The following is a 13,977-nucleotide window of genomic DNA, read 5'->3' on the forward strand; positions in this document are numbered from 1 at the left end:
GCGTAGCAATCAGGTGCCGCGGGCTTGGGGCGCGATGTCGTGTAAGGGATGGATGAGACGGAAACCAAGATGACGCTGCCGCTCTCGTTGACCTACCGGGCGGCAGAAGCATGGGCTGCCAATCAAAAGGAGAGATTCTGCATATCCAGGGGTTTACTCCTTAGCTACCACGGTGTCGTAGAGCCCGTAGTGGGTCAGGCCCTCGTGGCTCTCGATTCCTGTGTAACTTAATGACGCGTCCTCATAGCGGCGGAAGGCAAATACCGCCTGGTTCATCTGTTCGGTGTTGAACACCTTGAGTTGCACCAGCAAATGGAAGTCCTTCACGGTCAGACCGGTCACCACCCGGAAAAGCTCCGGCTCGATCTTGGTGATGACATCCTTGAGGGTGTTTTCCCGGAAATCGGTCAAATACATGAACGCCGGAATGCGCGTGGCGAATTTGATCAGTTTTTCCTGGATGAGCTTGCGCTTGGACTTGTATTCCTTCTCCTCGTCCGTGAGCTGTTTCTGTTCCTTGGCCGACAGGCCTTTCTCTTTGGCCTTGTTCTTGAGCGCCTTGACCTTGTCGCTCTTGTTAATGATGGTCTCGATGATGTTGTCGCCCAGCGCGCGCCAACCCTCGATCCGTTCCACCGCGGCCATCGCTTCGGAGTTGTCGAGAATACGGCGCAGGGTGTCATTGTCTACATTCACCAGAAGCGCGCTTTCCCACTTACGCGCCAGCAGCGTGGCGGATGTACCAGCCATCGCGATGTCGAGAACGCCGCCGGCGTCGATCTGCGTCATGTTGGCGCCGTCGTAGGCCAGCACAGGCAGGAACGACACCAGATCCTTCACCGCGTTTTCGGGGTTCGACTCGTTGGGCGAGAGGCCGACGCCGTATTCGGACAGCTGGCGCAACGCGCGGGTGGGGGCGAAGTCGAAAACGAAGCACACGGGCTTGAGGATTTCTTCCTCGTTGGGGTTGTCCCCATTCGGATTCTTGATCGACCACGGCGACTGCACGCGAAACGCGGCCTGGAAATAGGTCTCGGGTGATTTTAAATTGCGCAGCATCAGGATGGAGGACCACTGCGCCACAGTCACGCCGGTGGTGAGCTTGCCACAGGACAAGGTGATGCTCTTGGTCTCGAAGCCGCTACCGATGGCGTCGCGTACCGGGGGCAAGGCCTCCAGGCCGATACCCGCGGAGGCTCCGGCCGCCGCGATCACGGTGTAGTCGTGCCAGAACACGTTGTGCTTCTCGGCCAGCAAGTTCGCCATGGCGTGGCAAGAGGCTACGTTCGGCAAGAACCAGAACGAGTGCTGGAGATACGGTAGAAGGCGCACATCGGAGTAGGGAAACGGCGGCCGGGTGCCGGCCTTCAGGAACTCTGCGACCTTGGGTGCATAAGCACCCCGGATGATGTCCAGCCATTTCTGCACGTCGCTCTTGTGCTGAAACTTGGCGGCCTTCCCGGTGCCGGCGGCATCAAAGAACTCGTTGAGATCGAACTCATCGAACTCCCCGGCGTTGGCGATGGCCACCAGCTCGTCAGGCATCTGGTATGTCAGTAGCCGCATCTGCGGCAGGGCACCGTAGGGGTTCCATTTGGTCGGGTGTTTGATCGCGAACTGCTCTTTGGCGCGCTGCTCGTCGGTGTAGGTCCAGTTGAAGATCTGTTCTTCGATGAACTCGCCAGTGGCCAGCGCTTTGAACGGCGTGCCCGAAAGATAGAGGTAGGCCTTGGTGGTGATGGGGAGGAAATCGGTTTCGTTCACCGAGAGCACCCCGATGTCTTCGTTCACCTGTTCGAGGTCGGCCGCGTATTCCAGTTTGGTTTCTTTCTTCGCGACCGCGTGGTCCTCGCCCTCGAACAACTCCTTAGCAGTTTCGCGCCAGGCACCAAAGTGATATTCGTCGAAAACAACCAGATCCCAGTTCACCGCGTGCAGCCATTCGTTCCGAGGTTTGATGTTTCCTGTCGCGTCCCGGCCGAGCAGATCCTGGAACGATCCGAAATACACCACCGGCTTGTTTTTGTTGATCTGGGTCGGATCGCCACCCGTTGATTTCGACAGGTACTGCCAGCCATCGAAGTCCGCATGGTTCTCCAGGTCGTTTTGCCATGCATCCTCGACGGCCGGCTTGAAGGTCAGCACCAGCACGCGTTTGGCTCCGAGCTTTTTCGCCAACTGGTAGCTGGTAAAGGTCTTACCGAAACGCATCTTCGCGTTCCAGAGAAACCGGGGCACAGCTTTCCTGTCCTCCGCCCACCGCGAGAGGTAATAGTCACAGGTCACCTTCACCGCTTCGGCCTGTTCCTTGCGCATCGGGAAGGTCAGGTGGTGGGTACCGCTGACCTTTTGACCCCTGTGTAGTTCGGTAAGCACGGTGAGCACGTCTTTGGCGGCACAACACATCCACTCCAGCTGGGCTTTTTTGAAGCCTTTTTTTACCAAGGCTGCCCGCACGTCGTGGTCGCTGAAGATGCTCCCATCCTCGCGCTCGGCCGATTCATCTAGCTCAATCTTGTAATTCTTTATCGCCGCCGTTTTAAGCTGTTCAGCGATGCGCTTCTTAACGTTGCGCGTGGTCTGCCCGACCTTCAGCTGCCCTTTGTGCGCCGCGTCAGCGATCGAATAGGCGTAGATGCGGGGACGGGCGAGAGGCTTGGGGGCGAGGATCTCATCGATGCTTTTACTCATCGTCGATATCATCCGTCCCATTAGCATCATCTTGCTCGGCGACCTGAGATTCTATGAAATCGATCTCATCTTTTGTCAGGCCATACCGTTTGTAAAGTTTCGCGTCTGTCCACTCCGTATCGAGGGAAAGATCGGGGACAAAGGAATACACATCGCGGGTAGCATGCTGCGTGGTCTTGCGAAGCGAGACAAGGAAGCGAACAAACCTGGTGCGCAGATACTTTGCATAATTCGCAGCCGCCGCCTCGTCGTGGAAATGACCTGCGACGAGATATGTTTCGGTACATGCGGTGCCAGGCTCCGCAATGATCGGCTTGCTTAGAAATTTTGTTTCGATCGCTGCGCTCGTTCCCTGGACGGCAGTCATCAGGACCTTCCAGTCATCAATCCACTCTGGGTTTACCGTGATGTCCTTGCACGAAATCCAGCTGATTCTTTGTGAGCCATAGAGTTTCACAGCACTCTTGATGCCCTTGGGATCTGGCTTGCCGTGGAAGAACGTGCGCAATCCAAAAGGCTTGCCGCTGGACACGCGTTTATCCAGGGTTGGTTCCTTTTTGAGCTTAACCTTTTCCAGGATGGGGATGGCCTCGTTGCGCCGCACGAGAACGCCATAGGCATCAAGGGGACGAGATACGGTCGGGCCGGTAGGCCGTCCGTCCCATATGGTTTGCACATCGCACAGACCGTTGTAGTCGCGACTCCACAAAAAGTACGAGATTCCACCGCGTATCTTCACCCCGGGAAACCCTTCGTACAGCTTAGGGTAGTCCACAATGCTGCGCATTCGTTTGTCGGAAAGCATGCGCTCTCGAAACTTATCGAGGCCCTTGCCCCCGGTCATCCAGCGCGAAGGTGTAACAAACACCGCGTAGCGCGGCTCCAAATCCAATGCTTTCTCAACGAATAAATGGTAGATCGGCGCTGCGCTTGCACCGTGGCCACCGTCGTTCATCTGGTACGGCGGATTGCCAATGATTACGTCGAACTGCATGTTGCCTCCAAACAACTCGGCAACCCGAGCCTTGATGTCGTTGGTGTGGATGAACGCATAGGCGTGGGATTCGAAATCATCGCCACGATCAAGCGCGCTCTGGCTCGCTCCGCAATAGCGGCACTTTCCGTCAACCCACGTATGTTCCTGCCTTTTGAACCAGATGTTGCCCGCGTTACTGTTGAAGCTCCGGGCAATCGAATGCGCTCCATCTGCGTGTTTGCTGCAGTACACGCTTCGCCGAGCCAGGAGGCTGGTCAGCTGCGTGATACCGATGCCGAAGACCTGTCTGGTTAAGATGTGGTCGACGCGCGCATCGAGATCGGGAATCTTCCTGGCCAGACCGATGGTGAGACGCCTGGTGATTTCACGCAGAAATACGCCGGACTTCGCACACGGATCGAGGAATCTGACGTTCTTGTTCGACCAAAGATTGGCACCCGAGTGATCAGCGGCCCATGCCTCAGACAAGGTGTCGAGCATCCGGTTGGCAAACTCCGGAGGCGTGAACACCTCATCATTGGAAAGGTTGGCGATGCACGTCAGCACATCGGGGTTGCGGCCGCGCAAGGTGAAACTCGCCAATTTGTCGCTCACGCAGCCTCCTGGGACCCATCGGCCAGTTCAGCGAGTTCTTTGATGCTCATTGGTGGCCACGTCTTCACCGGGGTGAAGATTTCATCTTTTCCAACATTCGCCCAAAGGGAATCTTCCGCGCTGAACGCGGACGAATGGGTCAGCAAGTCGAACCGAAAATCTCGGCGCTGGAACTTTCCCTTGCCCAGGTATCCCCATTCGGCAAACGTGATCGACCGCTTGCGGCTGTCGAGCATCGTTAGAGCGTCGCCATGCACGATGTTCTGGGACAGCACGTAGGATGCCGCGCGGCACAGGTCATCCGCCGCGTCTAGGCGCAGGTAGTCCGCAAAAATAACCAACAGATTGTCGCGGCACTCGATGATGTTGTCCGGTAGAAGTTCAATGCCATAGCTACACATCAAACCGAACAATGCGTAATGACCTTTGTCGAACTCGGATCTGCCGTACTTCATTTCGACGGCGGCGAGCTTGCGCTTCAAAACCGAGACGAGAAAGTTCCCGCTGCCACAGGCAGGTTCTAAGAAGCGCGAATCGATGCGCTCGGTCTCGCCTTTCACCAGGTCGAGCATGGCCTCGACCATCCATGCGGGGGTGAACACCTCTCCATGATCGGCGACACGTTGCTTTGACTTTACAAGGCTCATGGATAGTGGTGCCCCAGGTTGCTATGCAGAGATTCTCACACAGGCGAACAGCCTGAGTAGGTTCCGCGCACCTCCGAGTATGGAATTTGTCCGCTTAGTTGCTGTAGGCAGACGAAAGCTTTTCGCCCTTGATGTCCGCAAGGCGCGGGGAATCAAAGAGAAAGATCAAGAGCGAACCCCACCCCGGCCCTCCCCTGCGAGCAGGGGCGGGAGAAAAGCCAAGCGCTGCGCCTCGTGCATCAGACAATTGACGTATGCGGTTGCATGCTCACGGCCGCCGAAAGTCTCGCTAGGAACGGGCTTTTGCTTTGGCTCTTCGCTCTTCGGCTCTGGCAACCGCAACGCGGTTGCGCACCGAGTGCGGGCCAGGATGGCCCGCTGCTCTACCCGGGGCCCCTCTGCAGCGACGAGGCGGGGACGACAGGCCGCGTAGCGGGCGTTGCCAAGGATGGCAACGCCTTTTCGCGCGGGCAGGAGCCCGCTCGAAAAGCCCGGCCCCGACTCGCGAACCTCGCAGGCAGGATGCCTGCGAGGCGCGGAAGCGGGGTGGCCTCTCTTTGGGCCACGTTTCTCTGGCCACTCAGAGAAAGGTGGCTCGGCTGCCGCAGGCAGACGAAAGCTTTTGCCCTTAGCGCCGCAGGCAAAGCAAGCCATCGCGCACAGGGTGCGCTCCTACGGCGCCGCACCAGTTACGAAGCGGTGCCACCCACCGTCATCGAATCGATCTTCAGCGTCGGCTGCCCCACGCCCACGGGCACGCTCTGCCCGTCCTTGCCGCACACGCCCACGCCTTCGTCCAATGCCAGATCATTGCCGATCATCGACACCCGATTGAGCACGTCCGGCCCGGAACCGATCAACGTCGCCCCCTTCACCGGACGAGTGATCCGACCGTCCTCGATCAGGTACGCCTCGGAGGCGGAGAAGGTGAACTTGCCGTTGGTGATGTCGACCTGGCCGCCGCCGAAGTTCGGCGCGTACAGGCCCTTCTTCACCGAGCGGATGATTTCCTGCGGGTCGTGCTGGCCGGCCAGCATGTAGGTGTTGGTCATGCGCGGCATCGGCAGCGCGGTGAAGGATTCGCGGCGGCCGTTGCCGGTGGGCGCCATGCCCATCAGGCGGGCGTTGAGCTTGTCCTGCATGTAACCCTTGAGGATGCCGTCCTCGATCAGGGTGGTGCATTCGGTGGGCGTGCCTTCGTCGTCGATGCTCAACGAGCCGCGGCGGCCGGCCAGGGTGCCGTCGTCGACGATGGTGACGCCTTTCGCCGCCACGCGCTGGCCGATGCGGCCGGAGAACGCGGAGCTGCCCTTGCGGTTGAAGTCGCCTTCGAGGCCGTGGCCGATCGCCTCGTGCAGCAGCACGCCGGGCCAGCCGGGGCCGAGCACCACGGTCATCTGGCCGGCGGGGGCGTCGACGGAATCGAGGTTGACCAGCGCCTGGCGCACCGCTTCGTCGGCGAAGGCGAGCGCGCGGCCGTTCTCGATCAGTTCGCGGTAACCGTAGCGGCCGCCGCCGCCGGAATAGCCCTGCTCGCGCCGGCCGTTCGCTTCGGCGATGACCTGCACGTTGATGCGCACCAGCGGGCGCACGTCGGCCGCCAGGGTGCCGTCGGAGGCGGCGATCAGGATGGTGTCCATGGTCGCGGCGAGGCTGACGATGACCTGCTTGATGCGCGGATCGCGCGAGCGCGCATACGCGTCGACTTCGCGCAGCAGGGCGATCTTGTCGGGATTGGGCAGGCTCTCGACCGGGTCGATCGCCGGGTACAGCGCGCGCGCGTTGTGCAAGGCCAGCGGCTTGCCGGCGCCGTTGCCGTCGTGGGCGATCGCGCGGGCGGCTTTCGACGCTTCCAGCAACTGCGGCAGCACGATCTCGTCGGAATAGGCGAAGCCGGTCTTTTCGCCGGACATCGCGCGCACGCCCACGCCCTGCTCGATCGAGTGGCTACCGTCCTTGACGATGCCCTCTTCCAGCGTCCATGACTCGCTGCGCGAATGCTGGAAGTACAGGTCGGCGGCGTCGATGGACGGGCCCATCAGCTGGGCGAATACGCGGTCGAGGTCGCCGGTGGCGATGCCGCCGGGGGACAACAACTTGCTTTCGGCGAGGGTGATCAATGAATCCATGGGATGCGATCGGTCTGCGGTAATTCCGGAACTATCCCACATGGGGCTGTGGCGCCGCGCTTTAAAGCCTGCGCCGCCGTCTTCCACTACCATGCGGCAACGCCAGTCGGCCCATCAGTGAAGGATCACCCGTGAGCGAACATTCCAAGCGTGAGGCGGCCCGCGAGGCCATCGAGCGGGCCGTGCAACCGGTGGCCGAGACCCGCGAACTGCTGCATCGCGACGGCGAGCTGAAACCGGGGCTGGGCAAGATCAGCGGCGTGATCGCCTTGTCGCTGGGCTTCCTGTGCCTGCTGGCGGTGGTGGCGTTCCATTTTCCGCAGTACCTGACCACGCCGGACCTGCGCCACAAGTATTCGGTGGACGTGCTGCGCCAGGTGCTGCTGGTGGGGCTGCTGGTGGCCGGCGGGATGTCGCTGGGCAACGTGATCCTGGGCCGCCAGCGCAACCTCAACATCATGGCCTTCGTGCTGGTGATCGCGGCGGTGGCGCTGGGCGGTTCGCGGGTGTCGGTGGGCGAGTTCCCCGACCACACGCCGTACATCGGGCTGGACTGGTTCATCCTGGATTTGCTGGGCTCGACGCTGATCTTCGTGGTGATCGAGAAGCTGTTCCCGCTGTACAAGGGCCAGGCGATTTTCCGCAAGGAATGGCAGACCGACCTGAAGCATTTCGCGGTGAACCATTTCATCGTGGGGCTGGCGCTGCTGACGGTGAACTTCCTGCTGCACCACCTGTTCGGCTGGCTGGTCAGCAGCCACTTCCAGCAGACCGTGCGCGACATCCCGTTCCTGCCGCAGTTGCTGTTGTGCGTGCTGGTGGCCGACCTGGCGCAGTACTGGACGCATCGTGCGTATCACGAGGTGCCGTTCCTGTGGCGCTTCCACGCGGTGCACCACAGCGTGAAGACGATGGACTGGCTGGCCGGCTCGCGCCAGCACATGCTGGAGCTGATCTTCACCCGCGTCTGCGTGCTGGCGCCGCTGTACATCCTCGGTTTTTCCGAGGCGGCGATGAACGGCTACATCCTGATCGTGGGTTTCCAGGCGGTGTTCAACCACGCCAACGTGCACCTGCCGTGGGGCCCGCTGAAGTACCTGCTGGTGACGCCGGATTTCCACCACTGGCACCACGCCTCGGATGACGAGGCGATCGACAAGAACTACGCCGCGCACTACGCGTTCCTGGACTACCTGTTCGGCACCGCGGTGAAGTCGAAGAACAAGTTTCCCGAGCGCTACGGCGTGGTCGGCGACTACATGCCGGACGGCTTCGTGAAGCAGCAGCTGTTTCCGTTCCGGGGCAAGCAAGCCGACGACAATCCGGCGGCCTGAAACCCGCCCGCCGCTTCAGTGCTGCACGGATGAAGAGACCGCCGGCGCCGCAACGCTGGCAGCGGCCGCGGGCGGCAGCAGGATCTGCGGTGTCGTCGGCGGCGCGATCGCGCTGCCCGCTGCCGCCGGCTGGCCGGCCGGCGCGTTGAGCAGGGGCGCGGGCGGTGGCGCCGCGGCGCCGTGCTTCTCGACCAGGGTGATCACCGGCTCGTCCCAGCTGCCGGTGATCTTGTAGCGGGCGCTGGCGGCCTGGTTCAGGCCCTTGCCCAGCAGGCCCTGCACGGCGAAGCCCGCGGCCGCGCCGATCGGGCCGCCCACCACCGCACCGACCAGCGGCAGGCTGTTGCCGACATGCGGCACCACCAGCATCTGCTGGTCGTAATCCTTGCTGCGCAGGCCGGTGCGACCGGTCACGCTGATGTTCGCGGCCGGCCCCTCGATGCGCAGGTTGTCGGTGGTCGCGTTGCCGTCGGCGAGCCTGAAGTCGCCGCTGATCGAGTCGAATGCCAGCCCCTTGCCGAACACGTCGCCAAAATCCAGGGTGAGCCGGCGCGGCAGTTCGGCCAGCGAAACCAGTCCCAGCAACCGACCCACGCCGGGCGAGGCGGCTTCGGGAATGCGGCCGTCGTTGACCTGGATGCTGAGCGTGCCGTCCATGGTGGCCAGCGACAGCCCGCTGGGCGAACCCGGCCAGCTCGCATCGAGCTGGTCGCGGGTCTTGCCGCCATTGACCAGTCCGTCGAAACCCAGCGCGCCCAGCATGTCGCCCAGGTCCTCGGCGGCGAAGTTGATCCGCATGTGGGTGTGGCTGGAGCTGGCGTTGCCGTTCCAGTCACCGCTGCCGTTGATCTGCACCCGGCTGGACAGCGCACGCAGCTGCTCGATGTGCATGCCGTCGGCGGTGGGCCAGGATTCCAGCCGCGCCTCGCCGAGCTTCGCGTCGCCCAGGCGCAGGTCGCCCACCCAGACATGGAACGGCGGCAGCGCGGCGGGATTGACCCCGGTATTGGCCGGGTCGGGCGGCGGCACGACGGGTGTGGCGGGCGCCGCGGCCGGAGTGGCCGCCACCGTCTTGCCGGCGGCTTTGTGCTTGCCGGCGGTGGTCTCCGGCGCGGCGCTCTTGGGCCAGTACATGCGGGCCAGTCGCGCGGTGACGCCGCGCTTGTCCAGTTCGCGCGTGGGCACGCTGTAGTTGCCGACCATCGCCGGACCGTCCACGTCCACGCTGAGCAGGTCGGGCTGCGGTTTCGCCTGCAGCTTCAGCGGGCCCAGCCGGCTGTCGAACCACTCGGCCTGGTCGGTGCTGATGTCGAGGCTTTCCAGCCCCGGGCCGCCACCGCCGCTGCCCGCCGCCACGTGCTGCACCCAGCCGGTGACGTCGAGCTGGCTGGCGTGGCCGCGAATGCGCAGGTCGCGATCGGGCAGCGTGGTCGGCATCTGCGTGCCCAGCGCCAGGGTGCCGGCCAGCGGACGCTGGTCGCCGTCGGCCAGTCGCAGGTAACCGCGCAAGGTGTCGCCCAGGCTGAAGCGCAGCGCGCTGCCAGCGATCGGCAGGGTCAGCGTCAGGTGCAGCGGCAGGTCGTCCGCGGCGGGCTTGTGCAGCGGCGCGGGCAGGTTCAGCGCGATGCCCTGCAGCGGCGAATCGACGCTGAGGGTCTGGCTCAGCGCGTCGCTGCCGGCGACATGGGCGATGCTGAAGCCGATGTCAAAGGCGCTGCGGCCGTCGGACAACTTGCCGAGCCAGTCCAGCGTCGGGTAGTCCGCCACCAGCTCGTCGATGCGGTAGTTGCCCTGCAACTGCGCCGACAGCACGGTGGCCGGATCGCTGTTGGCGCCGGCAATGGCCAGCTGCAGTTTCGATGGCTGGCCGCGGAAGCCGGCGTCCAGCGGACCGGCCTGCATGCCGTGCAGGTCGAACTTCAGCGGGCCGTTGAGCTTGTCCAGCTGGAGGTTCCACTCCGGCGCGCTGAGGTCGGCGTCCTTCAGCCGGGCCAGCCCGTCCAGTTGCGGCGTGGCGCCCTCGTCCTTTTTCAGTGGCAGCACCAGGTGGAAGCCGAAGCTGCCGCTGCCGCCCAGCTTCAGCTTGGCCAGCGTGTCGGCTTCGCGGCTGCCGATCGGGCTCTTGCGCACGAACTCCATCAGGCTGGCGCCGCTGCCACTGCCCTGCACGTTGAGGTCGAGCAGCGGGTCGCCGAAATCCGGGATCAGCGCCACCGCGCGCTCGGTCTTGACGCCCAGCGCATGGCCGCCACTGGCCTCGACCAGCATGCCGCCGTTGATGAAGCTGGCCACCGCGTCGATGCCTTCGGCATGCGGCCAGTCCTTGCCGTAGTCGAGGGTCAGGTCGCTGATCATCGCGCGCGCCTCGAAGCGCCCTTCGTTGTGGCGGAACGGCCAGTCGTGCAGGTCGCCGCGCACCAGCACCTGCGCCTCGTCCAGCCGGCCCGACAGCAGGCCGCGATCGAGCCACTCGACGGTGCCGGGCGACATCGACAGCGGCCAGAACTGGCGGGCGGCGGTCACGTCGGCGTGGTCCAGGCTGGCGTAGAGATCCAGGAACGGTGCACCGCCCCCGGCCGGCAACACCAGCTCGCCCCGGGCCTGCCCGGCGTAACCGGCACCGGCGAAGTCCAGCGCGTCGACGCCGATGTGCGACTGGCCATCCTGCGACCAGAACGCCAGCGTGCCGCCCAGCGAGGACAGCGCAAACGGCTGGTGGAAGGCTTGCGGCAAATTCAGCGTGGTGGGCTGGCTCGGCAGGGTCAGCGACAGCGCTTCGGCGTCGCCCCGCAATTGGCCGTCCAGACGGCTGATTCCCGGAAGCTTGCCGACCGCCTCGATGCCCACCTCGGCAAAGGCGAGATCGAGCGCGCGCAGGCCGGCGCGGCGACTCCACTGCAGGTGCAGCCGGTCCACCACGCCATGCGGCCGACCCTTGCCCAGCCACTGCGACAGCGCCGGCGCCAGCCCGGGCTTCAGCGCCAGCCAGGGCAGCAGCGGCGCCAGTTGCAACTTGCGCGCGACCGCGTTCACCGCAAGCCCGGCGCTGCCCGGCTGGTGCAGGCTCATCGCCAGCGCGCTGCCGTCGTCGCCGGCCCAGCGCAGTTCGTAGCCATCAGCGGTCTGATTCACGCCGGCCAGCCCGTGCAGGGCGCTGACGCTGGCCTGGCCGTCGCCGGGCGCGCTGACGGCCAGCGTGTCCAGGTCGAAGCGGACCAGGCTGCGGGTCAGTTGGCCCTGCCGCCAGTCCATCCAGGCGCTCAGCTTGCCGTGGCCCTGCTGCACCGCGTAGCCGCCCATGTCGATGCCGTCCAGCAGGGGCTTCAGTTCGGCGCCGTCGACGCTGACCCAGACCTGGCCGGCGCTGCCATCCTCGCGGAAGCGGCCGGCGCTGCGCACGGCGGCGTTGACGCCCTCACGTCGCAGCACGCCGCCAAAACGCAGCTGGTGGCCCTGGTGACTCAGCCGCAGCTGCCTGGACAGCAGCGTGTAGTGCTTGTCCAGCACCGCGTCGGTGACCGACACGCGCAGGTCCTCCAGCCACAGGTCGGCCGACATCCGGCCCAGCGACAGCGGCTGGCGCTGGTCGCCGCCGGCCACGCCGATGCCGTTGACATGCCAGCCATCGGCCTGGCGCAGCAGGTCCAGCTGCAGGCCGCGCACGTGCAGGTTGATCAGGTGCCGCGACGGCAACAGCCAGCCGCCGAAATCGAATTTCAGCTCGGACTCGGGCAACTGCAGCACGGCGCCGGCCTGGCCCGCCGCCGCGCCGATCTTCACCCCGTGCATCACGAACTCGGGGCCCGACGGCGTCCAGCGACCTTCCATCGAATCGAAACTCACGGGTCGCTGCAGTCGGGTACCGAGCTGCGCCGCCACCCATTCCGGATGCCGCGCCAGCAGCGGCAGCAACAGCTGCGCCAGCGCCGCCACCACGGCAAGCAGGATCAGCGCGATCCCGGCCACCCAGCCCGACGCGCGGGCGCAGCGATGCAGCCGCCGCTGCCACGACACGTTCACGCGCGGCGATCCAGGCCGGAGGTGCAGCCGCCGGATTTACAGCAAGACGACATCAAACTGTTCCTGCGAGTAATGCTCTTCGGCCTGGAAGCGTATGCTTTTGGAGATGAACTCTTCCAGTTCGGCCACCGCGCTGGACTCCTCCTCGAGGATCCGGTTGACCACCGCGGGGCTGGCCATCACCAGCAGTTGCTGCGCGTTGAACTGGCGCACCGCGCGGGTGATCTCGCGGAAAATCTCGTAGGTCACCGTCTCGGCGGTTTTCAGCAGGCCGCGGCCGTTGCAGGCCGGGCAGGGTTCGCACAGCTGGCGCGCCAGGCTTTCGGTGGTGCGCTTGCGGGTCATCTCGACCAGGCCCAGCGCCGACATCGGATACACCGTGGTCTTGGCGTGGTCGCGCGCCAGCCCCTTGCCCAGCATGCGCAGCACCTGGCGCTTGTGCTCCTCGTCGACCATGTCGATGAAGTCGATGATGATGATGCCGCCCAGGTTGCGCAGGCGCAGTTGCCGCGAGGCGGCCTGCGCCGCTTCCAGGTTGGTGCGGTAGACGGTTTCCTCGAGATTGCGGGAGCCGAGATAGGCGCCGGTGTTGACGTCGATCGTGGTCATCGCCTCGGTCTGGTCGACGATCAGGTGGCCACCGGATTTCAGCGGCACTTCCTTCTTCAGCGCGCGCTGCATCTCGTCCTCGACGCCGTACAGGTCGAAGATCGGCCGCTCGCCGTCGTAGTGCTCGATGCGGTCGTCCAGGCTGGGCATGAACTTGTGCACGAACTTCACCACGTTGTCGAAGGTGAGGCGCGAATCCACCCGCACCTTCTCGATGTCGTCGTTGAGCATGTCGCGCAGGCTGCGCAGCGGCAGCGACAGTTCCTCGTAGACGCGTTCGCACAACTTCGCCTTGGCGATGTTCTCCTGCACCACGCGCCAGACCTTGCCCAGGTAGGTCACGTCGAAGGCCAGCGATTCGGCGCTCTGCCCTTCGGCATTGGTGCGCACGATGTAGCCCAGCGGATTTTCGCCGATCAGCGGGTTGAGCACGTCGCGCAGGCGCTGGCGTTCGGCCTCGTCCTCGATCCGGGCGGAGATGCCCAGGGTGCGCGCATACGGCAGCAGCACCAGGTAGCGCGAGGGGATCGACAGGTGGGTCGACAGCCGGGCGCCCTTGCTGCTGATCGGGTCCTTGACCACCTGCACCACGATCTCCTGGCCTTCGTGCACCAGTTCGCTGATCGAGGGAACATGGCCGTGGCCATTGCCTTCGCTGCCGTCGGCCGCGGCGGGCCGCACGATGTCCGAGGCGTGCAGGAACGCCGCGCGCTCCAGTCCGATCTCAACGAACACCGCCTGCATGCCCGGCATCACCCGCTGCACGCGGCCCTTGTAGATGTTGCCGACATAGCCCCGCTTCGATGCCCGTTCGACGTGCACTTCCTGCAACATGCCGTTCTCGACCACCCCGACCCGCGTCTCGCGCGGGGTCACGTTGATCAGGATTTCTTCGCTCACTGCATACTCCCCGGACAGAGCATCTTTATAGCGGTGCGGCCGCGGGCTGTCGATGA

7 protein-coding genes are annotated in these 13,977 nt (G+C 64.1%); 1 reads left to right on the forward strand and 6 read right to left on the reverse strand.

Going from position 1 to position 13,977, the window contains the following annotated elements; translation table 11 throughout:
- Positions 1 to 153: 153 nt before the first annotated feature.
- The 4 genes from AC3A56_RS02950 to tldD form a co-directional block, all read right to left on the reverse strand.
- Positions 154 to 2,691 carry a DEAD/DEAH box helicase family protein gene (locus AC3A56_RS02950; protein ID WP_487769294.1) on the reverse strand — a complete coding sequence of 846 codons (2,538 nt, stop codon included), beginning with the start codon at positions 2,689 to 2,691 and terminating at the stop codon, positions 154 to 156.
- Positions 2,684 to 4,282, reverse strand: a complete 1,599-nt coding sequence (locus tag AC3A56_RS02955) for an Eco57I restriction-modification methylase domain-containing protein (protein WP_487769295.1) — start codon at positions 4,280 to 4,282, stop codon at positions 2,684 to 2,686. Before AC3A56_RS02955 ends, AC3A56_RS02950 begins: the two co-directional genes overlap by 8 nt.
- Entirely contained in the window at positions 4,279 to 4,929 is a 651-nt protein-coding gene (locus AC3A56_RS02960; RefSeq protein WP_487769296.1) for an N-6 DNA methylase, read from the reverse strand. The genes AC3A56_RS02955 and AC3A56_RS02960 overlap by 4 nt, the downstream gene beginning before the upstream one ends.
- A gap of 689 nt (positions 4,930 to 5,618) precedes the next feature.
- On the reverse strand, positions 5,619 to 7,058 hold the full coding sequence (gene tldD, locus AC3A56_RS02965; RefSeq protein WP_487769297.1) for a metalloprotease TldD: 1,440 nt from the start codon (positions 7,056 to 7,058) through the stop codon (positions 5,619 to 5,621).
- 131 nt (positions 7,059 to 7,189) lie between these two features.
- Here tldD and AC3A56_RS02970 point away from each other — a divergent pair, with 131 nt between their 5' ends.
- A complete protein-coding gene (locus tag AC3A56_RS02970; RefSeq protein WP_157598800.1) occupies positions 7,190 to 8,392 on the forward strand; it encodes a sterol desaturase family protein in 1,203 nt (400 codons plus the stop codon).
- 15 nt (positions 8,393 to 8,407) lie between these two features.
- Here AC3A56_RS02970 and AC3A56_RS02975 read toward each other — a convergent pair whose 3' ends face one another.
- A complete protein-coding gene (locus AC3A56_RS02975; RefSeq protein ID WP_487769298.1) occupies positions 8,408 to 12,412 on the reverse strand; it encodes a YhdP family protein in 4,005 nt (1,334 codons plus the stop codon).
- Between the two features lie 36 nt (positions 12,413 to 12,448).
- Positions 12,449 to 13,921 carry a ribonuclease G gene (rng, locus tag AC3A56_RS02980; RefSeq protein ID WP_056714912.1) on the reverse strand — a complete coding sequence of 491 codons (1,473 nt, stop codon included), beginning with the start codon at positions 13,919 to 13,921 and terminating at the stop codon, positions 12,449 to 12,451.
- Positions 13,922 to 13,977 lie beyond the last annotated feature (56 nt).

The sequence above is a fragment of the Rhodanobacter sp. Soil_C_14 genome, from assembly GCF_057657335.1.